Genomic DNA, 21,603 nt, shown 5'->3' with positions numbered 1-21,603 from the left:
GGGTCTGGGCGACCATCCGCGCCCTCTTTGGGGGTCGCGTCAGGGTGCGCTCAGGGTCGACCCTCATGGTCGGGGGAGAGCGGGCGAGCCAGTCTGATGGCATGACGAAAAGCAATGACGCCCCCAGCCAGGGGCAGGGACACGGACAGGGACCCGGACAGGGCCACGGCCTGGACGGTTTCTACACCGCCCTGCGGCGCCCGGGGATCGTTCGCCAGTCGAACGGTCGGTGGTTCGCCGGTGTGGCCGCGGGCGTGGCCCGGTGGCTCGGGGTCGACCCGCTCGTCGTGCGAGCAGGATTCATCCTCTTCTCGATCTTCTTCGGGATGGGGCTCGCCCTCTACCTCGTGCTGTGGCTGCTCATGCCCGACGAGCGCGGAGAGATCCACGTCGAGCGAGCTCTCAAGCACGGTGAGGGCAGCTCGATCTTCCTGCTCGTCGTCACGGTGATGGCCGTCCTCGGCGGCGGTCCCTGGTGGGGAGGTGACACCCGCGGCTTCCGCTTCTTTGGCTTCGCGCTCCTCGTCGTCGGGGCCTGGTGGTTCCTCACGCGCACCGGCACCGGCCGCGAGCTCATGGCGCAGGCGCCCTGGAAGACCCAGGGCGCCCCCACGCCCGGGACGAGCACCGGTGTCGATCCGGTGACCGGTGAGCCGCTCATCCCGCCTGCTGCCGGCGCGGCGTCCCCGCACCCCGTCCCGGCCACTGCCCCGGCCACGGCATACGGCTCGACGGGCAATGCGGCGGCCAACGTCGGCGCCACCCTGGCGGCACCACGTCCGCCGGCCCCGACCCCGGTGCGGGAGCGGACCCCCTCGATCGGCTTCGCCGGCGGGCTCCTCGTCCTCGGCCTCGCCATTGTCACCGGTGTCGTCATGTCGACGATCGCCCAGGCTGCAGGCTGGTCTGGCCACCACGTGGCCATCGGGATCGCCTCGGGCCTCGGCATCCTCGGCCTCGGCATCCTCGTCGCCGGGATCGCTGGCCGCCGGTCGGGAGGCCTCGCGTTCTTCGCCGTGACCGGGATGATCGCAGCGGCCGCCACGACCGCGGCCCCGGTCGGCCTCTCCCAGCCCTGGCAGGCGGGCGACCGCAGCTACACCGTCACGTCGATGACACCGGCACCAGCGTTCGAGCTCGCGATCGGACAGATGAGGGTCGACCTCAGCCGCTCGGACTGGAATGCGACTCCCGGACAGGACACCGTCACGGCCACGATGGGTGTGGGCGAGCTCGATCTCGTCGTCCCGGAAGGGGTCCCGGTCGTTGTCAACGCGAAGGCGCGTGCGGGGGAGATCCTCGCGACCGGTCCGTCGGTCGTCGGTGAGGGGATGCGTCGCCTGGGACCCGACCAGCTCCAGTACGACGGCACCGGCTGGCAGCAGCAGGTGACGTTCGGGCCGTCCGCGTCGCGCCCGGCGATCGTCGTCAACGCCGAGGTCGGCGTCGGCCAGATCAAGATCACGACGAGGAGCGCGTCATGACCGGCCCGACGACCGACCCGACCGACCCGACCGACCCGACCGACCCGACCGGCCCGACCGGCCCGACCGACCCGACCGAACCGACGAAGCGCGCAGCGGAGACGAGAGACATGAGCAGCAACGACACCCCCGACCCCACGGTGGAGTTCCGCGACCCGACAGCGGACCCGGCGGTCGACCCGGCGGTCGACCCGGCGGTCGACCCGGCGGTCGACCCGGCGGTCGACCCGGCGGTCGACCCGGCGGTAGACCCGGCGGAGACGACGACGATCCCCGCCATGACGACGCAGGCGCTCCCGGCCGCGACGCCCTTCCAGGTCCAGCCTGCCAGCCCCGTGCCCGACGACGCGATCGCCGAGGGGGCGCGGCTGCCGCACCTTCCTCCGCCCGGGTCACAGCCCGACCCCACGTGGCCGGCGCCCGTCCTGCCCCAGGCGTCCCCCCAGCCGGCCCCGCAGCCTGCTCCGCGCCCGGTCCTCGTCACGGTCCGCAAGGGCCCGCGGCCGGGGTCGATCATGCTCGGTCTGCTGTCGATGCTCGTGGCGGCCTACGTCCTCGTGGCCAACCTCACCGACGCGGACCTCAGCGTCCGGATGGTCGGGCCGATGATGATCGGTGCGCTCGGCGGCATGCTGCTCCTCGTCGGGCTCGCGGGTGTCGTGGCGGGCCGGCTGCGCCGCTGAGCCCGGGGGCGCGCCCCACGGCATACGTGCTCGGGCCGTCCCCGCACGACGGTCGGTGCCCCTGACTAGGCTCGGCGTACGCCCGCCGGTCAGGTCCGGCACTTGCAGTGGGGAGAGAACGTGCTCAGAAAGTCCGGCATCAGCCTCGAGGCCCTCGACCGGTCGACCCGGCCCCAGGACGACCTCTTCAGGTTCGTCAACGGCACCTGGCTCGACACGACGGAGATCCCGGACGACCGAGCCCGCTTCGGCACCTTCGACATCCTGCGCGAGGAGTCGACGGCACGGGTCCGCGACCTCATCGAGGAGGCGGCACGCGCCGAGGAGGGCGCGCCGGGCACTCCCAAGCGGCAGGTCGGTGACCTCTACGCGAGCTTCACCGACACCGACCGGATCGAGGAGCTCGGGCTCGCTCCGCTGCAGGCCGTGATGTCGGAGGTCGCGGCCGTCGACAGCATCGAGTCGCTCGGAAGGGCCCTCGGCCGGCTCGCGCGCGACGGCGTGGTCGGGGTCCTGCAGCACTTCGTGTCACCCGACGAGCGCTCGCCGGAGGACTACGTCGTCTACCTCGAGCAGGGCGGGCTCGGACTTCCCGACGAGTCCTACTACCGCGAGGAGAAGTACGCCGACATCCGGACGGCCTACGTCGCCCACATCGGCCGGCTGCTCGGCCTCGCCGGCATCCCGGACGCCGAGGCCAAGGCCACCCGCGTCATGACGCTCGAGACACTCCTCGCGGCGTCGCACTGGGACACGGTTTCCAACCGCGACGCGATCAAGACCTACAACGCCCACACCATCGACGAGGTCATGGTGCTCGCGCCCCAGTTCCCTTGGCACGCTTGGCTGTCCGGGCTCGGCGCGCCGGCGGGTTCGTTCGACAAGGTCGTCGTCCGCCAGCCGAGCTTCGTCACCGGTCTCGGCGCTGCGCTCGAGTCGGTGGACGTCGCCGACTGGCGCTCGTGGCTGACGTGGCACGTGCTCTCGGAGTTCGCCTCGCTGCTGCCGCAGTCGTTCGTGGACGAGGACTTCGACTTCCAGGGCCGCACGCTCTCGGGCCAGCCGGAGAACAAGGAACGGTGGAAGCGTGGTGTGTCCGTCGTGGAGGCCTGCGTCGGAGAGGCAGTCGGGCAGCTCTACGCCGAGCGGTGGTTCCCGCCGGCAGCCAAGGCCCGCATGCAGGAGCTCGTCGGCAACCTCGTCGAGGCCTTCCGCCGGTCCTTCTCCTCGCTCGAGTGGATGGGGCCTGACACGCGTGCGCAGGCGATCGACAAGCTCGACGCGTTCACGCCGAAGATCGGCTACCCCGACGTGTGGCGTGACTACTCCAGCATCGAGATCGACCCAACCGATCTCGTCGGCAACGTCCGGCGCAGCACGGCGTTCGAGGTCGACCGCAACCTCGCGAAGATCGGCCAGCCGATCGACCGCACCGAGTGGTTCATGCTGCCCCAGACGGTCAACGCCTACTACATGCCGTCGATGAACGAGATCGTCTTCCCGGCCGCGATCCTGCAGCCGCCGTTCTTCGACCTCGAGGCCGACGACGCCGTCAACTACGGCGGTATCGGCGCCGTCATCGGTCACGAGCTCGGGCACGGCTTCGACGACCAGGGCTCGCGCTACGACGGCACGGGGGCACTGCGTGACTGGTGGACCTCGGCCGACCGCGAGCGGTTCGACGCGCTGTCCCAGCGGCTCATCGAGCAGTTCGGCCAGTACACCCCGGCCGGGCTCTCCGAGGACCACAAGGTCAACGGCGGCCTGACGGTCGGCGAGAACATCGGCGACCTCGGTGGCCTGCAGATCGGCTACTCGGCCTACCGCATCGCCACCGAGGACGGCGAGATGCCCGAGCTCGACGGCTTCACAGGACCTCAGCGGTTCTTCATCGGGTGGGCCCAGGTCTGGAAGGGCAAGGCCCGCGAGGCCGAGGCGATCCGGCTGCTCGCCGTCGACCCGCACTCCCCGCAGGACGTGCGGGGCAACGCCGCGCGCAACGTGACGGAGTTCCACGACGCGTTCGGCGTCAAGCCCGATGACGCGATGTGGCTCGACGAGGACCAGCGGGTCCGCATCTTCTGAGCGGCAGCGCGACCGCACGACCGACCCCGTGGGCAGCGCCCGCGGGGTCAGTCACTCGTCGAGCTGCAGCTTGAAGCCGACGTGCGAGGCCGTGAAGCCGAGCCGCTCGTAGAAGCGCCGCGCGTCGGTGCGGCTGGCGTCGCTCGTGAGCTGGACGAGCGTGGCGCCGAGCCGCCGCGACTCGTCGACCGCCCAGGTGACCAGCTCGGTCCCCAGACCCGACCCGCGTTCGTCCCGGGCGATGCGGACACCCTCGATGATCGAGCGGGTCGCGCCGCGTCGGGACAGCCCGGGGATGACGCTGAGCTGGAGGGTCCCCACGACCGTCCCCTCGCGCTCGGCGACGACGAGGTGCTGTCCCGGATCGGCCACGACGCGGTCGTATGCCGCGTCGTACGTCACCGGGTCGTCGAGGTCCTCGCGGGCCGCGCCGAGCGGATCGTCGGCGAGCAGCGCCACGACCGCCGCGACGTCGTCACGGGTCGCGGGCCGGATCACCAACGGGCTCATGGGTTCTCGGCGGTGCGCTTGAGCTGGGCGAGTCCCTTCTCGAAGTCGGGCCCCACGATCTTCTCCATCGACCAGACCTTGCTCATGAGGCGCATGACGACGTTCTGCGGTCCGGTCATGGTCCACTCGACATGGGTGCCGTCACCGGCGGGTGTCAGCGTGAAGTCGACCCGGTTGTGCGCCTTCATCGGCGCGGCGAAGTGGAGGTCGACCGCGACGTGCTGCCGCTCCGACTCGAGGATCTCCATGCGGCCCTCGCCGGCCTTGCTGTTGCCGCGCCAGGCATAGACGGCGCCGACGCCGGTCGGGGAGCCGGTGTAGGTGCGCTCCATCGCGGGGTCGATGCCCTCCCACGGTGACCACGCCTGCCACTCGTGGAAGTCGTTGACGAGGGCGTGCACGCGCTCCGGCGGAGCGGCGATCGTCGTCTCGCGGCTGAGGTGGAAGCTCTTGTCGGCCATGGCGGCATCCTGTCACCCGCGGCCGTCGCACGGGGTCCGGACGCACGGCGACCGGCCCGGTGCTGGGTCGCGCAGACGACGCGGATGCGCCCACCCCGAGCGGGTGGGCGCATCCTCTCGTGAGCGAGCGGGGTCAGGCGGGCGGCGCGATGTCCTGCTGCGCAGGCAGCTGGTCCTGGCGCACGATGCCGACCGGGCACGTCATGCCGTTGGGTCCGTGGTTGCAGTAGCCGCCGGGGTTCTTGTGGAGGTAGCCCTGGTGGTAGTCCTCGGCGAGGTAGAAGGGGCCGGCGTCGTCGGCCGAGCGGATCTCCGTCGAGATCTGCCCGTAGCCGTTGTCGCCGAGGACCTTCTGGAACGCCTCGCGGGTGGCCTCGGCGGCGAGCCGCTGCCCCTCGGTCGTCCAGTAGATGGCCGATCGGTAGGCGGTGCCGACGTCGTTGCCCTGCCGGTTGGCCGTCGTCGGGTCGTGGTTCTCCCAGAAGGCCTTGAGCAGCAGCTCGGGGCTCGTCCGGGTGGGGTCGTAGACGACGCGGACCGTCTCGGCGTGACCGGTCAGGCCGGTGCACGTCTCCTCGTACGTCGGGTTGGGCGTGTAGCCACCCATGTAGCCGGCGGCCGTCGAGATGACACCCTCCTGCTTCCAGAAGATCCGCTCGACACCCCAGAAGCAGCCCATCGCGACGTAGAGCACCTCGGAGCCGTCGGGCCACGGACCCTCGATCGGGGTGCCGAGGACGACGTGGGTGGGGTTCACGGCGAAGGGGCGTTCCGCGCGGCCCGAGAGGGCTTCCTCGCGGCTGGGCATCTGGGACTTCCTACCGAATCCGAACACCATGCCAGTGTCACATCCTTGCTGCCGGGAGCGTCTTACGTCCCTGTAACGTCCGCGCCCGCTCCTGTATGCCTGACTGAGTGCGTATGCCGTGTGGCGGGTTCCGACAATTCGCTCGCCCCCCGGGTGGGCGGGCCGACAGAATCTGGCCCCGTGGACGACGACTTCGAGATCCGACCCATCGACGTGCTCGACCCGGACCAGGACGGTGCCGCTCGGGAGTGGATCGGTGTGCATGCCTCGATCCAGCGAGAGCTCTTTGGTGACCGGGGGAGCGAGTGGCCGCTCGAGGAGCTGCAGGCGCTGCATCGCACGGGCACGAAGAAGCGCGTCGACCTCGCCGCCTGGGCCGGGAACCGCGTGGTGGGTGCCCTGGAGGTCCAGCTGCCGCTGCTCGACAACACCGGTGCGGCGATGCTGTGGCTCTCGGTGCGAGCCGAGGCGCGGGGGCAGGGCATCGGCTCGGCGCTGCTCGCCGCGGCCGAGCGGATCGGGACCGAGAACGGTCGCTCGGTCTTCTTCGCCGAGACAGAGTGGGCCGGGGACGGGCAGGACGCCTCGGAGAGCTTCGCCACGACCCGCGGCTACACCGTCGGGATGACCGTGCTGCGCAGCGAGATGGCGCTGCCCGCAGACCGCGCGGCGCTCGCGGCGCTCATGGCCGGGGATGGCCCCGACGACTACGCGCTCGAGGGCTACGTCGACGACATGCCGACGGACTGGCTCGACGACCGGGCCGTCCTGCAGCAGCGGATGAGCACGGACGCCCCCACGGACGACCTCGCCCTCGAGGAGGAGGCCTGGGACGCGATCCGCCTCCGGGAGCAGCAGGAGCGCCTGCGGTCCGTCGGCCGGCGGATCGTCGAGACCATCGCCCGGCACGTGCCCAGCGGGCGCATCGTCGGTTTCACCCAGGTGTCGGTCTCCGCGAGCGAGCCGGAGCTGGCCTACCAGCAGGACACCCTCGTGCTGACCGAGCACCGTGGGCACGGACTCGGGCTTCGCCTCAAGGCGGCGAACGCCCTGCGGGTCATGGACGAGCTGCCGGGAGTGACGGCGGTCCGCACCTGGAACGCCGCCTCCAACGTGCACATGCTCGCGGTCAACCGGCGGCTCGGCTACACCGTCGACGGCTACAGCCGGGAGTGGCAGAAGGTCAGGGATGCAACCGAATGAGCCTGCAGGTCAAGGAGATCGCATCAACGAGCGGATCGGCTTCGCCGTCACCGGATGGATGCGGGAGTGGGCGAAGGAGCTCTGAGCGGGGGCGGTAGGGGTCGCAACGGGTGGAGTCGCGGTGAACCGTCGACGGCGCTGCGACGTCATGGGGGACAGGTACTAGGACCAAAGCCCGATGGTGCCTGCCCGTCCCGAGGCCGCACGGTGGACCCACAGCATCCGCTGACCCGCCCACCTCACCGTGAAAGGTCCATCCTGATGAGACGCCTCACCATCGCCGCAGCCGCGGTCGCCGCCCTCGTGCCGGCCCTCCTCGGCCTCGTCGGCAACAGCTCCTTCGCCCAGAGCGTCCCGGCCCGGGTGCCTGCGTCCGCCCAGGTCGTCCCCGAGGCCGGTGACGACAATCCCCACACAGGCACGCCGGTGGCCACGCCCACGGCCACCCCCACGGCCACCCGCACCACCGAGGCCGGCGACGACCACGGCGGTGACCGTCCGCGCGACTCCCGGACCGAGGCCGGCGACGACCACGGCGGAGACCGGCCGCGCGACTCCCGGACCGAGGCCGGCGACGACCACGGTGGCCGGGTGGTCACGACGGGCTCTACGTCCTCGCGGTCGTCCGGCTCGCACACATCGGGTGGCCACGGCTCCGACGACTCGGGCGGGGACGACCACTGACCAGCCGGCGCCCCGACCGCACAGGCACCACCGACACGGTCCCGGTGCCTGTGACGGCGGCGCGCTCCGGGGAACCCCAGTCCCCGGAGGCGCCGCGCGCCGTCGGCGGGCGTGACCACCACGACCATCCTGACCTCCCCCCGTGGTGGACGCTCGCCGACGGCGTCACGCCGGCGCCCGCGCGACCGCTGCCCAGCCGCCGCCGGATGGTCGTGCAGCTCGGGATCGCAGCGCTCGCCGTGTTCGTCGTCGTCGTCGTGGGCGCGTCGTTCGCGGCGAGCCGCCTCGCCGAGCGCGAGGCCGTCAACGACGCGGCCCACACGACGAACCTGCTGGCGCTCGCCGTGGTGCAGCCCGTCCTCCAGGACGCCCTGCTCAGCGGTGACGCGGCGGCCTACGACACGCTCGACCAGGTGGTGCGCGAGCGGGTGCTGCCCAACGGCATCGTCCGGGTCAAGCTGTGGGCGCCCGACGGTCGCATCGTCTACGCCGACGAGGCACGCCTCGTCGGCCAGCAGTTCACGCTGGGAGACGACCAGCGGGCGACCCTCGCACAGCCCCAGACCCGTGCGGAGGTGTCCGACCTGAACCGCTCGGAGAACGAGTTCGAGCGTTACGGCGGCAAGCTGCTCGAGGTCTACCGCCCGGTCTGGACACCGTCGGGCTCCGAGCTGCTCTTCGAGGTCTACGGCGACTACGGGCCCGTCAGCGCGCGGGCGTTCGACCTCTGGCGCGGCCTCGCGGGGGTGCTCGCGAGCAGCCTGCTGCTCCTGCTCGTCCTCATGGCCCCGATCATCTGGCGCCTGCTCGACCGGCTCGCTGCCGCCCAGGCGCAGCGCGAGTCCGTGCTGCGGGCGTCCGTCGAGGCGTCGGCCCGCGAGCGGCGGCGGATCGCCGCGGACCTGCACGACGGACCGGTTCAGGACCTCGTCGCGAGCTCGCTCGCGGTCAGTGGCGCCGCCGAGTCGGCTCGGGCGGACGGGCGAGCCCGCCTCGCCTCGACGGTCACGGACGCTGCCTCGACCGTGCGCGCCAGCGTCGCCAGCCTGCGCTCGCTCCTCGTCGACATCTACCCGGAGCGGCTTGCCGACGCCGGGCTCGCGGCTGCCGTCGCCGACCTCGCGCGGCCCCTCGCGGGCCGCGGCATCGACGTCGTGGTCGACGTCGACGAGGCGCAGGCCGCTCGCCTCGGAGAGCCCGCTCAGCAGGTGGCGCACCGCGTGGCCCGCGAGTGCCTGCGCAACGTCGTGCGCCACGCGGACGCGCGGCACGTCGTCGTCCGGCTCGCGGCCGCAGACGCCGCCGACCCGTCCGATCCCCGTCGCCCCGTCGTGCTGGGCGTCACGGACGACGGCGTCGGCCTCGACCCCGCACGCCTGCCTCGGGCCGAGGGACACTTCGGCGTACGCGTGCTCGCGGACCTCGCGACCGACGTCGGGGCCGTCCTGCGGGTCCGGTCCGCGCCGGGGCTCGGCACGCAATGGCAGCTGGCACTACCCGTGGAGGGGGACCGATGACGACCGTCGTCGTCGTGGACGACCACGGCTCGTGCGCGCCGGGCTGCGCACCATCATCGACGCGAGCGGCGACCTCCGCGTCGTCGGAGAGGCGGCCGACGGCGCCGAGGCCGTGACGGTCGTCGCTGAGGTGGCTCCTGACGTCGTCCTCATGGACCTGTCGATGCCCGGTGTCGGCGGCATCGAGGCGATCCGACGGCTCCGAGCCTCCGGTGCCACGTCACCCGTCGTCGTGCTCACGTCCTTCGCCGAGGCCGACCGGGTGCGCGACGCCGTCGAGGCCGGCGCCATCGGCTACCTGCTCAAGGACAGTGAGCCCGGTGACGTCCTCGACGCCGTTCGAGCCGCGGCGGCCGGGCACGCCCCGCTCGACCCCCGCGTCGCGCGGGCCCTGCTGCCATCGGCCGATCGGCGCCGGCCCGGCCCGGCGCTCAGCGACCGCGAACGCGAGGTGCTCGCCCACGTCGCGCGCGGCCTGGCGAACAAGCAGGTCGCGCGCGCCCTCGGCATCAGCGAGCGCACGGTCAAGGTGCACCTGGGCAACGTCTTCCGTCAGATCGGGGTCGGCGACCGCACGTCTGCTGCGCTGTGGGCCCGCGACCACGGGATCGGCTGAGGCGCCGCGGCCGTCGGCCGGAACCGGAGGAGCGCGCCCTCCGTCCGTGCACTGCAGCGTGCCGGTCCCGGCACCGCGAAGGGAGGCTCGCCCGTGGTCCACGTGGCCCGCACCGTCCGCAGCACCCTCGGTGCCCTCGTGCTCGGCGCGGTCGCGCTGGCCGGCTGCACCACGGCCGACCCGGACGCCCCGGGCGCAGGACCGTCTGCGGCGGTCGGGGCAGACGCCCGCGCGCAGGCCCTGTGGGCCCATCGGACGGCATACGTCGGCGACAACTCCCAGGTCATCGCGCTCGTCGGCGACGCCGGGTTCGGTTCCGCGGGCACCTACACGCTCTCGTTGTGGACGACGAGTCAGCCGTATGCCGTGACGATCGCCGTCACCGACCCGGCGAAGCCGTTCGAGACGACGGACTACAGCGGCGCGGCCACGCTGCTCCTCGGGACCGTGGCCAACCTCGACGCCGTGCACGTCACGTCCGGGGGACGGACCTACACCCTGGCGGCCCGGGAGGCGACGGCCCGACTCGGGCACGACGTCAAGAGCCTCGGCACGGACCGCGCGGCGTTGGTCGGCTACCTGCGGTCGCTGCAGGACTGAGAGCGCGGCACGAGCGACACACCGGGCGGGAATGCCGGCGGCCGTTGAGCGGTTGGCACGCGATGGACGGATCGACGCTGAATTATGCCCATCCAAAGATGGGCTTATAGGTTGACGGCCGTCCATCCCCATCCAGCCGATCCACCAGGAAGTGCCCCCATGCGTTCGAGGTTCACCCTCACCGCCCTGCTCACCGCGCTCGTCGCCGTCGTCCTCACCGCTTGCAGCAGCGGATCGGGAGGCGGCTCCGACCTCGCGTCGGTCAAGCAGGCGGGCGTCCTGCGCGTCGCCACCGAGGGCACCTACTCGCCGTTCTCGTTCCACGACCCGAAGACGAACGCCCTGACCGGCTACGACGTCGAGGTCGCCAAGGCCGTCGCCGACAAGCTCGGCGTCAAGGTGGAGTACGTCGAGACCCCGTGGGACGCCATCTTCGCCGGTCTCGCGGCCGACCGTTACGACGTCGTCGTCAACCAGGTGACGAAGAACCCCGAGCGGGCCGGCCTCTACGGCCTCAGCTCCACCTACACGTGGTCCGAGGGCGTCATCGCGACCCGCGCCAACGACTCGTCGGTCACCTCTCTCGCTGCCCTCAAGGGCAAGAAGTCCGCGCAGAGCCTGACGAGCAACTGGGCCAAGGTCGCCAAGGACGCCGGCGCCCAGGTCGAGTCGGTCGAGGGCTTCACCCAGGCCATCACCCTGCTCAAGCAGTCGCGCGTCGACGCCACGGTCAACGACAGCCTCGCCGTCCTCGACTACCAGAAGTCCACGGGCGACCAGACCGTCAAGATCTCCGGCAAGACGGGCGACGTCTCCGAGCAGGTCGTCGCGACCCGCAAGGGCTCCGACCTCGTCGCAGCGGTCGACAAGGCGCTCGGCGAGCTCAAGGCCGACGGCACGCTCAAGAAGCTGTCCGAGAAGTACTTCGGCAGCGACGTCACCGTGAAGCCGACCGCGTGACCGGCACGACTCGCTCGACCTGCACGACACACCGGGCGAGGTGGGTGTCGTGAACGAGCAGACGACCCAGCTCATCCTCGACTCGCTGGGGCCGCTGCTGCGGGCCACGGTCACCATGACCATCCCGCTGACCATCATCAGCTTCGTCCTCGGCCTCGTCGTGGCCCTCGCGGTCGCCCTCATGCGGCTGTCCAAGGTGCGCGTCGTGTCGGGGATCGCCCGCTTCTACATCTCGGTGATCCGCGGCACGCCCCTGCTGCTGCAGCTGTTCATCATCTTCTACGGCCTGCCCGCCCTCGGGGTGCAGTTCGACCCCTTTCCCGCGGCGGTCCTCGCCTTCACCCTCAACGTCGGCGGGTACGCCGCGGAGGTCATCCGCTCGGCGATCCTCTCCGTGCCGAAGGGGCAGTGGGAGGCGGCCTCGACCGTCGGGATGGGCTACGTCACGACCCTGAGTCGAGTCGTCCTGCCGCAGGCGGCGCGCACCGCCGTGCCGCCGTTGTCCAACACCCTCATCTCGCTCGTCAAGGACACCTCGCTCGCGTCGACCATCCAGGTCACCGAGCTGCTGCGCGTGGCCCAGGAAGCGGCGGCGCCGACGTACCAGTTCTTCGCCCTCTACGGCGTCGCCGCCGTCTATTACTGGGTCGTCTGCCTCGTGCTCTCCTTCGGCCAGTCCCGCCTCGAGCACCGACAGAACAGGTACGTCGCCGCATGAGCGAGCTATCGATCGACCCCCAGCCGAAGAGCCGACCCCTCGTGTCCGTCTCGGGCCTGGCGAAGTCGTTCGGGGACCACACGGTGCTCCGGTCCATCGACTTCGAGGTGGCGCCGGGCAGCGTCACGGTGCTCATCGGCCCGTCAGGCTCCGGCAAGACGACGGTCCTCCGGTCGGTCAACGCCCTCGATGTGGCAGACGCGGGCACGGTTCGCATCGGTGACGTCGAGGTGGATTTCGGGCGACGGCCGGTGACGAAGCGCCAGGTCGCGACGCTCCGCGCTCAGAGCGGCATGGTGTTCCAAGCGCATCACCTCTTCCCGCACCTGACCGTCCTGGAGAACGTCACGTCGGGGCCCGTGCTGGCCCAACGGCGGAGCCGGGCTGAGGCCGACGCCGAGGGACGCGAGCTCCTCCGCGTCGTCGGACTCGGGGACCGGGCCGACGCGTACCCGTACCAGCTGTCCGGCGGCCAGCAACAGCGCGTGGGCATCGCCCGCGCCCTGGCGATCCGGCCGAAGCTCATGCTCTTCGACGAGCCGACCTCGGCGCTCGACCCCGAACTCGTCGGTGAGGTGCTCACGGTCATGAAGGACCTTGCGGCACAAGGCTGGACGATGGTCGTCGTCACCCACGAGATCCGCTTCGCCCAGCAGGTGGCGGACCAGGTGCTCTTCATGGACGGCGGCGTCATCGTCGAGCGCGGCACCCCGGACGAGGTGCTGACGCGCCCGCAGACCGAGCGCGCCCGCCAGTTCCTCCACCGCATCCTCGACCCGCTCGACTGAGCGACTGATCGACTGATCGACCGACCAGCTCAGGGGCGAGTCAGCAGCCCGGCCCGCTCGACCGCCCGCTCGACGATCGTCGCCAGCTCGGCGTAGCCGTGGTCGTTCGGGTGGAACTTGTCCGAGGCGAGGCGGCCACGCCAGGAGCGCGGCCCGTCGCGCCGGATGTCGACGAGGACCAGCCGTCCGGACTCGGCGCGCTCGCGGAGCATGGCATCGATGGCCCGGGCCTCACGGTGCGGGTTGGGCAGGTTCGCCACGACGGTGTGCTGGGGCAGCAGGTCGAGCATCCGGTTGAAGCGCTCGGCGAGCCCGCGGCGGTGGCGGCGCACCACGATGTCGTTCGAGCCGATGATGACGGTGACGAGCGCCGCAGGCGTCCCCTCCGCCGTCAGCGCCTCGAGCACGGGCAGCTGTCGGTCGAGGAGGTCCTCGACACGGGCGCCGTTGACGCCGAGGTTGACGAGGCGGTGGTCCCAGCCGCGCGCGACGAGACGCCCGCTCAGCTGCCCGACCCAGCCGCGGTCGGGGGCGCTCGCGCCGATGCCCTGGGTCATGGAGTCGCCGAGGGCCACCCAGAGCGGCCCGCGACCCGAGGCCGCGACGCGGTTGTGGGACTCCCACCACACGGCATACGGCTGCACCTGCTCCTGGACGGCGCGGACGGCGGGGACGAGGGTCGACAACGTCGAGACCACCGGGCCGCGGGGCCGGTGGCTGTGGTTCGAGTAGTCGAAGTCGTACACCACGTCGGCAGCATCTCAGACCTGGATGTGACCGAGGCCGAAACCGCGGTTGCGGGGGCGGCGTGCACCGGTGGGGGCTGGCGGCGGTCCGGATGCCAGGGCATAGGCTCGTCCCCATGTCTGACGAGCACGGCTTCTCCACGCGCGCCATCCACGCCGGCCAGGAGGCCGACGCCCTGACGGGTGCGGTGGTGACCCCGATCTACCAGGTCTCGACCTACAAGCAGGACGGCATCGGCGGCTTCCGCAGCGGCTACGAGTACAGCCGGTCGGCCAACCCGACCCGCACCGCGCTCGAGGAGTGCATCGCCGCGCTCGAGGGCGGCAGCCGCGGGTTCGCCTTCGCCTCCGGCCTGGCGGGGCAGGACACCGTCGCCCGCGCCCTGCTCGTCCCGGGCGACCACGTCGTCGTCCCCGACGACGCCTACGGTGGCACCTACCGCTACTTCAACAAGGTCGCGAGGCCGCAGGGCATCGAGCACTCCATCGCGAACATGGGCGACGTCGAGGCCGTCCGCGCCGCGATCCGTCCCGGGCAGACGAAGCTGGTGTGGGTCGAGACGCCGACCAACCCGCTGCTCGGCATCGCCGACATCGAGGCCATCGCCGCGATCGCGCACGAGGCCGGCGCCGCGCTCGTCGTCGACAACACGTTCGCGACGGCCTACCTCCAGAGCCCGCTCGCGCTCGGCGCCGACATCGTGACGCACTCGACGACGAAGTACTCCGGCGGCCACAGTGACGTCGTCGGCGGCGCCGTCGTGACGGCCAAGACCATCACGGTCCCCGGCTACGAGGACGCCGAGGAGCGAATCGCCTTCCACCAGAACAGCATCGGCGGAGTGGCCGGACCGTTCGACTCATGGCTGACGCTCCGCGGCCTCAAGACGCTCGGCATCCGCATGGAGCGCCACTGCGACAACGCCGAGAAGGTCGTCGAGTTCCTCGAGAGCCACGACGGCGTCTCGCAGGTGCTCTACCCGGGCCTGCCCGGGCACGCCAACCACGACGTCGCCGCGCGCCAGATGAAGCGGTTCGGCGGCATGGTGAGCTTCCGGATGCGCCGCGGCGAGGACGCTGCCGTCAAGACGTGCGCTGCGGTCAGCCTCTGGACCCTCGGCGAGTCCCTCGGCGGCGTCGAGTCGCTCATCGAGCACCCGGGGCGCATGACCCACGCGAGCGTCGCCGGCACGGAGCTCGAGGTGCCTTCGGACCTCATCAGGCTCTCGGTCGGCATCGAGGACGTCGACGACCTCATCGCCGACCTGCGCGAGGCGCTCGACATCCACGGCTGAGCCGCCAGAGCCACCGTCGCGTGACGATCCTCGCAGTCGACTTCGGGTCGACGTTCACCAAGGGCGCCCTCATCGCGGACGACGGCACGGTGCTGGGCACGGCGTCGACGCCGACGACGGGCGTTCAGGGCGGGGGCGACATCCTCGACGGTTACCGATCGCTGCGCGCCGAGCTCGAGGTGCCCGACGACGCGACCGTGCGGGCGTGCTCCAGCGCCGGTGGCGGGCTGCGGCTCGCGGTCGTCGGCTACGAACGCACCGTCACCGCCGAGGCCGGGCACCGCGTGGGGCTGTCGGCGGGCGCGAAGGTCGTCCACGTCGCCAGCGGTGAGCTGACGACGGCCGACGTGGCAGGCGTCAGGGCGTCGCGCCCGGACATCATCCTGCTCGTCGGGGGCACCGACGGCGGCAACCGCAACGTCCTGCTGCACAACGCTGCCCGGCTCGCCAAGGCGGCCATCGGCGGTCACGGCGCGCACACCGTCCCAGTGGTCGTGGCCGGCAACCTCGAGGTGCGGGACGAGGCCGCAGCGATCCTGGAGACCGCCGGCCGCCCGACCGTCCCGGCCGACAACGTCCTCCCGCAGATCGGCGTCATCGCGCCGGAGTCCGCCCGGGCCGCGATTCGCGACGCCTTCCTGCGCCACGTCATCGGCGGCAAGGGCTTGTCGCGCGACCCGGCCTTCGCCGCGATGGTCGAGGCCGCGACCCCCGACGTCGTGCTGCGTGGTGTCGAGGTGCTGGCATCGGTGACCGACGGTGACGTGCTCGTCGTCGATGTCGGCGGTGCGACGACCGACGTCTACTCGTGCCTGACCCCCGGAGGCGAGGAGGCCACGCTGCGCAAGGACGTCGTCGCCCCGCTCTGGCACGCCCGCACCGTCGAGGGCGACCTCGGCCTGCGGTGGAACGCCGAGCACGTCATCGAGGCGGCCGCCGCCGAGCACCTCCTCGACGCGGTGGCCGACCCCGCGGCCCTGACGGCGTATGCCGCCCGCGTCCACGAGCGCCCCGGCTCGCTCCCCGCCGACGACGTCGAACGGGGCCACGACCTCGAGCTGGCGCGGCTCGCGGCTCTGGTCGCGGTCCGCCGGCACGCCCGCCCCGCCCAGCCGACCGAGTCGACTCGTCCGCTCGCCGACGTGAGGGTCCTCGTCGGGTCCGGGGGAGTGCTGCGCCATGCCGACACCGCCGGCCGCGACCACGTGCTGGGCGCGATCCTGGCCGACCACGCCGGTGGCTGGAAGGTGCCGCACGCGGCGCGCGCGACGGTCGACACGGCATACCTGCTCTTCGCCGCAGGCCTCCTCGCCATCCCCGACGCGACCACGTCAGGCGCCCCCGCGCAGGCCGACCTCGCCCGCACCGTGGCCACCCAAACCCTCCCTTAACCGTCGAAAGGCCACGTGTGGTCGCCTCGTAACCGTCGAAAGGCCACGTGTGGTCGCCTCGTAACCGTCGAGAGGCCACGTGTGGTCGCCTCCCAACCGTCGAAAGGCCACGTGTGGTCGCCTCCGCGCCGACGAGTGGCCACGCGGCTCGGCCATCCACACCTCTGGGACGATCCGCCCTCCCATCCACAGGCTCACTCAGGCACCTGTCGCACCAGCCCGCCTTTCGTCCATCGTCCCCGCATGGATCCCGCGCCTCTGCCCGACGACCTGACGACCCGTCCCTTCCTGGCCTCGGAGGCCCTCGCATTGGGTCTGACGCGCCGGCGACTCCGGGCGCAGGACCTGTGGACGCCCACTCGGGGCGTTCGATCCGTGGAACTGCCGACGACCGTCCTCGAACAAGCGCGGAGCTTCGCCGCCGCGGCGCCCGAGGACTTCGCCTTCTCACATGTGACCGCCGCCCAGCTGCTGGGCATCCCGCTTCCGTATGCCGTCGAGGCCGACTGCATGGTCCACATCGTCACGCCCACCGCAGCCAACCGCATCCGAAGGCCGGAGGTTCGCGGCCACCGCGGACTGGAGAGCCGTGAGGTCGTCGACGTGCAGGGCCTGCCCGTCGTGGCGCCCGCCGACACCTGGGCCGATCTCGGTGAGTTCGTCGGTCCGGGCCGGCCCGTCGGCCTCGACGACCTCATCGTCGCGGGCGACGCGGTGGCCAACCTCGTCGGCGGAACCGCGCCGCTGCGCCGCGCGGTCGAGCGGCGTGTCCGGCCTCGCGGCAAGGTGACGCTCACCTACGCGATTCCTCGGATCAGGGTGGGCTCCTGGTCGCCCATGGAGACCCGGAGCCGGCTCATGGTGATGCGAGCCGGACTCCCCGAACCCCTGCTCAACGAGGATGTCGTCAGTCACGCAGGTCTGTGGTTGGGGTGCGGGGACCTCGTGTGGCTCGAGCAGCGGGTGGTCGGCGAGTACCAGGGCGTGGAGTTCCACTCGCGGTCGCTGGACAAGCGCCACGACGACGTCCGGGTCGAGGACATCGAGCGCGGTGACTGGGTGGTGGTCGAGATCCTGGCGCACCACGTCTTCGACCGTCAGCACCGGGCGGCCAAGCTGTGGGAGCTCGCCGGTCACCTGGGCGTCAACCCACACGTCCTGGACATCATGGCGGCGGAACCGCAGTTCCTGGCACCGGCGCAGTTCGCACGGCCCAGGCGCCGACGCTCGTAGCTGGCACACTCCTGGCGGTGCGGCCACACGTGGCCTTTCGACGGTGGCGGTGCGGTCACACGTGGCCTTTCGACGGTGGCGGTGCGGTCACACGTGGCCTTTCGACGGTGGCGGTGCGGCCACACGTGGCCTTTCGACGGTGGCGGTGCGGCCACACGTGGCCTTTCGACGGTTGAAAGGGGTGAGATTTGGGGGAGGTAGGCGAACGGGCCGGGTCCCCAGGTGCTGGGGAGCCGGCCCGTTTCCGTCAGGCGGGGGCGGTGCTCAGCCGGTGTAGGGCTTTGCGGCGATGATCTTGACCCCGATGGTCTTGCCGTTGGGGGCCTCGTAGCTCGTCTCGTCTCCGACGCTCTTGCCGTTGATGGCGGCGCCCATGGCGGACTTCTCGGAGAAGACCTGCAGGTCGGAGCCGTCGGCGATCTCGCGGTTGCCGAGCAGGAAGGTCTCCTCGTCGCCGAAGATCTCGACCGTCACGAGCATGCCGGGCTCGACGACACCGTCGTCGGGGGGCGTCTCGCCGATGGTCGCGTTGTGGAGCAGCTCGGTGAGCTGGCGGATGCGGGCCTCCATCTTGCCCTGCTCCTCGCGGGCGGCGTGGTAGCCGCCGTTCTCCTTGAGGTCGCCCTCCTCGCGGGCCTCCTCGATCTTGCGTGCGATCTCGAGGCGACCTTCGCCCGTGAGCTGGTCGAGCTCCGCCTTGAGGCGGTCATGGGCCTCCTGGGTCAGGAAGCCAGCGGCAGTCTCGGTCACGGTTGTCACTCCTTGGATGAACAGCGCCCACGCGGTGCTCCGCGTGGGCGCCTGCACAAAAAGAAGGGTCCGAACGGCGATGTCGTCAACTCATATGCCGGTCGGCGACGGGTCCGGACCCTGGGATGAAGCAACAAGGATAACAAAATGAACGGCGAAGATGCAGTTCACGGCACTTTTGGTCGCCGTCGACGCCGGTCAGGAGCACGTCTTGACCTGGCCCGTCACGGCCCGGGACGTCGTGCGCAGGACGGCCGACTGGGTCGTGGTCTCGTCGGCGCTCGCCGGCAGGTGCACCGTGCTCGTGCCGACCGGTGCGAAGTCCCGCGCCAGCGCCTCGACCGTGCACGTCAGGGCCCGGCCGCCCGGCCGGTAGACCTCGAAGTCGACGCGCACCTGCTGGTCGTTGACCACCTTGTAGCCCAGCGTCTCCCAGCTCGGCAGGCCGAGGGTCGAGGAGAGTCCGAACCAGATGGCGAGGCCGACACCGGCGAGGATGCCGACCGTGCCGATGACCCACCACTTCAGCTGGCCGGGGGCGGGGCGGGGCAGGGTCGGGCGGGACGGCATACGAGGTCCTGGCGGTTCGAGCCCGCGCGTCGAGGGGCGCGGGGGAGTGAGAGGATGGCAGACGGGTCCAGTCTCTCCCATGGCACCACGGGAGACGCACCGACCCGGGCGCGGGGAGGCATCGGGAACCCCCGACCGCGCGCCCCAACCACCGACACTGCAGACGAACAGGGAGCCACGTGGCCGAGGGCATGCGTTTGATGGCGGTGCACGCGCACCCCGACGACGAGTCGAGCAAGGGCGCCGCGACGACGGCCAAGTACGTCGCCGAGGGCGCGTCAGTTCTGGTCGTGTCGTGCACGGGCGGGGAGCGCGGCGACATCCTCAACGAGAAGCTCAAGGACGACCCGCACATCCTGCGCGACATCGCGCAGGTGCGGCGCGACGAGATGAAGGCTGCGCAGGAGGTGCTCGGCTGCGAGCACCAGTGGCTCGGCTTCGTCGACTCCGGCCTGCCCGAGGGTGATCCGCTGCCGCCGCTGCCCGACGGCTGCTTCGCCCTCGAGGACATCGACGTCACCACCGAGGCGCTCGTGCGGGTCATCCGCGCGTGGCGCCCGCACGTCATGACGACCTACGACGAGAAGGGTGGCTACCCCCACCCCGACCACATCATGTGCCACACGGTGTCGATGGCGGCCTTCGAGGCGGCCGGCGACCCGACCCGCTACCCGCAGGCCGGCGAGCCCTGGCAGCCGCTCAAGATCTACTACAACGGCGGCTGGTCCAAGCCGCGGCTCGAGGCGATCCACGACGCCATGCTCGTCGAGGGGCTCGAGAGCCCGTATGCCGAGTGGCTGGCCAACTGGAAGCCGCGCCGTTCGGGCCTGCCCACGACGACGATCGCGTGCGGCGAGTACTTCGAGACGCGTGACCGGGCGCTCCTGGCCCATGCGACGCAGGTCGACCCGGACGGTTTCTGGTTCCAGGTGCCCCTCGAGATCCAGCGTCGCGTCTGGGGTGTCGAGGAGTTCGAGGCGGCCCTGTCGTACGTGCCGATCGTCGAGGGCGAGGACGACCTCTTCGCCGGCCTCGGCTCACCGGACGAGGCCGACGCGCTCGCGACCCGGCCCGACCTCCAGCTCGTCCACGACGGACGCATCACCGAGGAGCCCGAGGTCGAGGAGGGCGAGATGGAGCACGGCCGCGCTCGTGGCGACAGCTCCGAGACGCACGCCGACGAGGACGACAGCGAGCTCGGGTCCGAGAAGGTGCGCGCCCGATGAACGGCGGCGGCAACCTCCCGGTCGGCCCGGGCATCTGGGGCTTCATCGCCTTCTTCGTGCTGGCGGTGGCGCTGTGGTTCCTCGTGCGCAACATGAACAACCGCCTGCGGCGGATGGCCTACCGCGACCGGGACCGCGCCGAGGAGTTCGCGGCCAACGCCGAGGTCGACGGCTCCAGGCGCGGGGACGCCGCAGCAGCCACGCCAGCCACGCCAGCCACGCCAGCCACGCCTGCCGAGCCGACCACGCCGGCCACGCCTGCCGAGCCCGGCGGCCCGGCCGAGGCGGGGGACGACCCCGACGCGCGCGGCGAGGCCACGCGCCCCTGAGGTCGCGGCACACGGCATACGCCCTCGAACGAGGAACGCCCCGGCAACCTGCCGGGGCGTTCGTCATGACGTGCGGACGCTCAGGTGGCGGCCTGGTAGCCGATCACCGCGAGCGTCACGGCCGCGAAGTGGGTGAGGAAGCCGCCGAGCGTGAAGGCGTGGAAGACCTCGTGGAAGCCGAACCAGCGAGGCCACGGGTTGGGCCGCTTCGTGCCGTAGACGATGCCGCCCGCGGTGTAGAGCAGGCCGCCGAGGCCGATGAGCGAGCCGACGAGCGGACCACCCTGGCGCCAGAACGGCACGACGTAGAAGACCGCGGCCCAGCCGAGCGCGAGGTAGAGCGCGGTGTAGAGCCAGCGCGGCGCGCTGACCCAGAAGACCCGGAAGAGCACCCCGGCGACGGCGGCGCCCCAGATGACCGACAGCAGCAGCCGCGCCTGACCCGTGGGCAGCAGGGTCACCGCGAACGGGGTGTAGGTGCCGGCGATGATGAGGTAGATGTTCGAGTGGTCGAACCGCTTGAGCAGACCTGACATCTTCGGACCCCACGTGCCGCGGTGGTAGACGGCGGAGACGCCGAAGAGCAGGGCCGCGCTGATCGTGAAGATGATCGAGGCGGTGCGCACGGCCCCGGGCTGCGAGACGAGGACGAGGACCAGGCCGCCGACGAGGGCGACGGGGAACATGGCGAGGTGCAGCCAGCCGCGCAGGCGGGGCTTGACGCTCGCGACGAGGTCCGCGATCGGGGCGCTGACCGTCTCCGCGGAGGTGGGGTCGGGACTGGTGCTCATGCCGGGAGTCTAACCTACGCAACCGTAGGTTACGGAAGCGTAGGTTTCGCTGTCCGCGCCGGTCCAGCGCTGCCTCCGCGCCGCCGTGAGGGTCCACGAGGCGGGGGGTACGGTGGGACCGCGGTCGCCCTCGGGCTGCCCAGACCTGACCGACG

At 71.5% G+C, this 21,603-nt stretch carries 23 protein-coding genes; 16 read left to right on the top strand and 7 right to left on the bottom strand.

The genetic code is table 11. The annotated features are described in order from the left end of the window. The first annotated feature begins 101 nt into the window (after positions 1-101). From AC1DIW_RS11950 to AC1DIW_RS11940, 3 genes are all read left to right on the top strand, one after another. Positions 102-1,484: a PspC domain-containing protein gene (locus AC1DIW_RS11950; protein WP_478108395.1), complete on the top strand. Its 1,383-nt coding sequence runs from the start codon at positions 102-104 to the stop codon at positions 1,482-1,484. Beyond that, positions 1,481-2,167, top strand: coding sequence for a hypothetical protein (locus tag AC1DIW_RS11945; RefSeq protein WP_478108393.1), 687 nt, complete (start codon positions 1,481-1,483; stop codon positions 2,165-2,167). The genes AC1DIW_RS11950 and AC1DIW_RS11945 overlap by 4 nt, the downstream gene beginning before the upstream one ends. 120 nt (positions 2,168-2,287) lie before the next feature. Next, positions 2,288-4,252 carry a M13 family metallopeptidase gene (locus AC1DIW_RS11940; RefSeq protein WP_478108391.1) on the top strand — a complete coding sequence of 655 codons (1,965 nt, stop codon included), beginning with the start codon at positions 2,288-2,290 and terminating at the stop codon, positions 4,250-4,252. A 51-nt stretch (positions 4,253-4,303) separates the two neighbouring features. Here the strand turns inward: AC1DIW_RS11940 and AC1DIW_RS11935 are convergent, their stop codons facing one another. From AC1DIW_RS11935 to msrA, 3 genes are all read right to left on the bottom strand, one after another. Beyond that, complete coding sequence (locus AC1DIW_RS11935; RefSeq protein ID WP_442277756.1) at positions 4,304-4,762, bottom strand: GNAT family N-acetyltransferase; 459 nt, start codon at positions 4,760-4,762, stop codon at positions 4,304-4,306. Then, complete coding sequence (locus AC1DIW_RS11930; protein WP_442277757.1) at positions 4,759-5,223, bottom strand: SRPBCC family protein; 465 nt, start codon at positions 5,221-5,223, stop codon at positions 4,759-4,761. Before AC1DIW_RS11930 ends, AC1DIW_RS11935 begins: the two co-directional genes overlap by 4 nt. Before the next feature lie 133 nt (positions 5,224-5,356). Next, complete coding sequence (gene msrA / locus AC1DIW_RS11925) at positions 5,357-6,031, bottom strand: peptide-methionine (S)-S-oxide reductase MsrA (RefSeq protein ID WP_478108390.1); 675 nt, start codon at positions 6,029-6,031, stop codon at positions 5,357-5,359. A gap of 180 nt (positions 6,032-6,211) precedes the next feature. Between msrA and AC1DIW_RS11920 the strand changes: the two genes are divergently transcribed. The 8 genes from AC1DIW_RS11920 (at position 6,212) to AC1DIW_RS11885 (ending at position 13,117) form a co-directional block, all read left to right on the top strand. After that, positions 6,212-7,234, top strand: coding sequence for a GNAT family N-acetyltransferase (locus AC1DIW_RS11920; protein WP_478108388.1), 1,023 nt, complete (start codon positions 6,212-6,214; stop codon positions 7,232-7,234). Between the two features lie 261 nt (positions 7,235-7,495). Beyond that, positions 7,496-7,918: a hypothetical protein gene (locus tag AC1DIW_RS11915; protein ID WP_478108386.1), complete on the top strand. Its 423-nt coding sequence runs from the start codon at positions 7,496-7,498 to the stop codon at positions 7,916-7,918. 44 nt (positions 7,919-7,962) lie between these two features. Further along, positions 7,963-9,435, top strand: coding sequence for a sensor histidine kinase (locus AC1DIW_RS11910; protein WP_478108385.1), 1,473 nt, complete (start codon positions 7,963-7,965; stop codon positions 9,433-9,435). A 31-nt stretch (positions 9,436-9,466) separates the two neighbouring features. After that, on the top strand, positions 9,467-10,051 hold the full coding sequence (locus AC1DIW_RS11905) for a response regulator (RefSeq protein WP_478108384.1): 585 nt from the start codon (positions 9,467-9,469) through the stop codon (positions 10,049-10,051). Positions 10,052-10,144: 93 nt separating this feature from the next. Then, positions 10,145-10,651 carry a DUF4825 domain-containing protein gene (locus AC1DIW_RS11900; RefSeq protein ID WP_478108382.1) on the top strand — a complete coding sequence of 169 codons (507 nt, stop codon included), beginning with the start codon at positions 10,145-10,147 and terminating at the stop codon, positions 10,649-10,651. A 159-nt stretch (positions 10,652-10,810) separates the two neighbouring features. Next, a complete protein-coding gene (locus tag AC1DIW_RS11895; protein WP_478108381.1) occupies positions 10,811-11,611 on the top strand; it encodes an amino acid ABC transporter substrate-binding protein in 801 nt (266 codons plus the stop codon). 49 nt (positions 11,612-11,660) lie between these two features. After that, a complete protein-coding gene (locus AC1DIW_RS11890; RefSeq protein WP_478108379.1) occupies positions 11,661-12,329 on the top strand; it encodes an amino acid ABC transporter permease in 669 nt (222 codons plus the stop codon). After that, the gene (locus tag AC1DIW_RS11885; RefSeq protein ID WP_478108377.1) at positions 12,326-13,117 is read left to right on the top strand and encodes an amino acid ABC transporter ATP-binding protein; all 792 of its coding nucleotides are present in this window, start codon (positions 12,326-12,328) and stop codon (positions 13,115-13,117) included. Before AC1DIW_RS11890 ends, AC1DIW_RS11885 begins: the two co-directional genes overlap by 4 nt. Positions 13,118-13,146: 29 nt before the next feature. On the opposite strand, the gene AC1DIW_RS11880 is transcribed toward AC1DIW_RS11885, so the two are convergent. Beyond that, positions 13,147-13,866, bottom strand: a complete 720-nt coding sequence (locus tag AC1DIW_RS11880; protein WP_478108376.1) for an SGNH/GDSL hydrolase family protein — start codon at positions 13,864-13,866, stop codon at positions 13,147-13,149. Between the two features lie 113 nt (positions 13,867-13,979). Between AC1DIW_RS11880 and AC1DIW_RS11875 the strand changes: the two genes are divergently transcribed. From AC1DIW_RS11875 to AC1DIW_RS11865, 3 genes are all read left to right on the top strand, one after another. Next, complete coding sequence (locus AC1DIW_RS11875; RefSeq protein ID WP_478108374.1) at positions 13,980-15,158, top strand: cystathionine gamma-synthase; 1,179 nt, start codon at positions 13,980-13,982, stop codon at positions 15,156-15,158. A gap of 20 nt (positions 15,159-15,178) precedes the next feature. Beyond that, positions 15,179-16,549 (top strand): glutamate mutase L, encoded by a 1,371-nt coding sequence (locus AC1DIW_RS11870; RefSeq protein ID WP_478108373.1) that lies wholly within the window; start codon positions 15,179-15,181, stop codon positions 16,547-16,549. A gap of 243 nt (positions 16,550-16,792) precedes the next feature. Then, positions 16,793-17,782: a hypothetical protein gene (locus AC1DIW_RS11865; protein ID WP_478108371.1), complete on the top strand. Its 990-nt coding sequence runs from the start codon at positions 16,793-16,795 to the stop codon at positions 17,780-17,782. A 264-nt stretch (positions 17,783-18,046) separates the two neighbouring features. On the opposite strand, the gene greA is transcribed toward AC1DIW_RS11865, so the two are convergent. Both greA and AC1DIW_RS11855 read right to left on the bottom strand, forming a co-directional pair. After that, positions 18,047-18,532: a transcription elongation factor GreA gene (gene greA / locus AC1DIW_RS11860; protein WP_442277771.1), complete on the bottom strand. Its 486-nt coding sequence runs from the start codon at positions 18,530-18,532 to the stop codon at positions 18,047-18,049. A 198-nt stretch (positions 18,533-18,730) separates the two neighbouring features. Beyond that, complete coding sequence (locus tag AC1DIW_RS11855; protein ID WP_478108369.1) at positions 18,731-19,102, bottom strand: DUF4307 domain-containing protein; 372 nt, start codon at positions 19,100-19,102, stop codon at positions 18,731-18,733. Between the two features lie 179 nt (positions 19,103-19,281). Here AC1DIW_RS11855 and mca point away from each other — a divergent pair, with 179 nt between their 5' ends. Further along, positions 19,282-20,328: a mycothiol conjugate amidase Mca gene (mca, locus tag AC1DIW_RS11850; RefSeq protein ID WP_478108368.1), complete on the top strand. Its 1,047-nt coding sequence runs from the start codon at positions 19,282-19,284 to the stop codon at positions 20,326-20,328. Further along, positions 20,325-20,657, top strand: a complete 333-nt coding sequence (locus tag AC1DIW_RS11845) for a hypothetical protein (protein WP_478108367.1) — start codon at positions 20,325-20,327, stop codon at positions 20,655-20,657. Before mca ends, AC1DIW_RS11845 begins: the two co-directional genes overlap by 4 nt. Before the next feature lie 80 nt (positions 20,658-20,737). On the opposite strand, the gene trhA is transcribed toward AC1DIW_RS11845, so the two are convergent. After that, complete coding sequence (gene trhA, locus AC1DIW_RS11840; protein ID WP_478108365.1) at positions 20,738-21,448, bottom strand: PAQR family membrane homeostasis protein TrhA; 711 nt, start codon at positions 21,446-21,448, stop codon at positions 20,738-20,740. Between the last annotated feature and the right edge of the window lie 155 nt (positions 21,449-21,603).

The organism is Terrabacter sp. 01T434 (assembly GCF_056398545.1).
The sequence above is the reverse complement of the archived record's forward strand: the minus strand, read 5'-3'. Positions and strand labels throughout refer to the sequence as shown.

Coding starts and splice junctions, on each gene's coding strand:
- AC1DIW_RS11950 (WP_478108395.1), top strand. CDS start 102: ATGACGAAAAGCAATGACGCCCCCAGCCAGGGGCAGGGACACGGACAG.
- AC1DIW_RS11945 (WP_478108393.1), top strand. CDS start 1,481: ATGACCGGCCCGACGACCGACCCGACCGACCCGACCGACCCGACCGAC.
- AC1DIW_RS11935 (WP_442277756.1), bottom strand. CDS start 4,762: ATGAGCCCGTTGGTGATCCGGCCCGCGACCCGTGACGACGTCGCGGCG.
- AC1DIW_RS11930 (WP_442277757.1), bottom strand. CDS start 5,223: ATGGCCGACAAGAGCTTCCACCTCAGCCGCGAGACGACGATCGCCGCT.
- msrA (WP_478108390.1), bottom strand. CDS start 6,031: ATGCCCAGCCGCGAGGAAGCCCTCTCGGGCCGCGCGGAACGCCCCTTC.
- AC1DIW_RS11915 (WP_478108386.1), top strand. CDS start 7,496: ATGAGACGCCTCACCATCGCCGCAGCCGCGGTCGCCGCCCTCGTGCCG.
- AC1DIW_RS11895 (WP_478108381.1), top strand. CDS start 10,811: ATGCGTTCGAGGTTCACCCTCACCGCCCTGCTCACCGCGCTCGTCGCC.
- AC1DIW_RS11885 (WP_478108377.1), top strand. CDS start 12,326: ATGAGCGAGCTATCGATCGACCCCCAGCCGAAGAGCCGACCCCTCGTG.
- AC1DIW_RS11875 (WP_478108374.1), top strand. CDS start 13,980: ATGTCTGACGAGCACGGCTTCTCCACGCGCGCCATCCACGCCGGCCAG.
- AC1DIW_RS11865 (WP_478108371.1), top strand. CDS start 16,793: ATGGATCCCGCGCCTCTGCCCGACGACCTGACGACCCGTCCCTTCCTG.
- AC1DIW_RS11855 (WP_478108369.1), bottom strand. CDS start 19,102: ATGCCGTCCCGCCCGACCCTGCCCCGCCCCGCCCCCGGCCAGCTGAAG.
- AC1DIW_RS11845 (WP_478108367.1), top strand. CDS start 20,325: ATGAACGGCGGCGGCAACCTCCCGGTCGGCCCGGGCATCTGGGGCTTC.
- trhA (WP_478108365.1), bottom strand. CDS start 21,448: ATGAGCACCAGTCCCGACCCCACCTCCGCGGAGACGGTCAGCGCCCCG.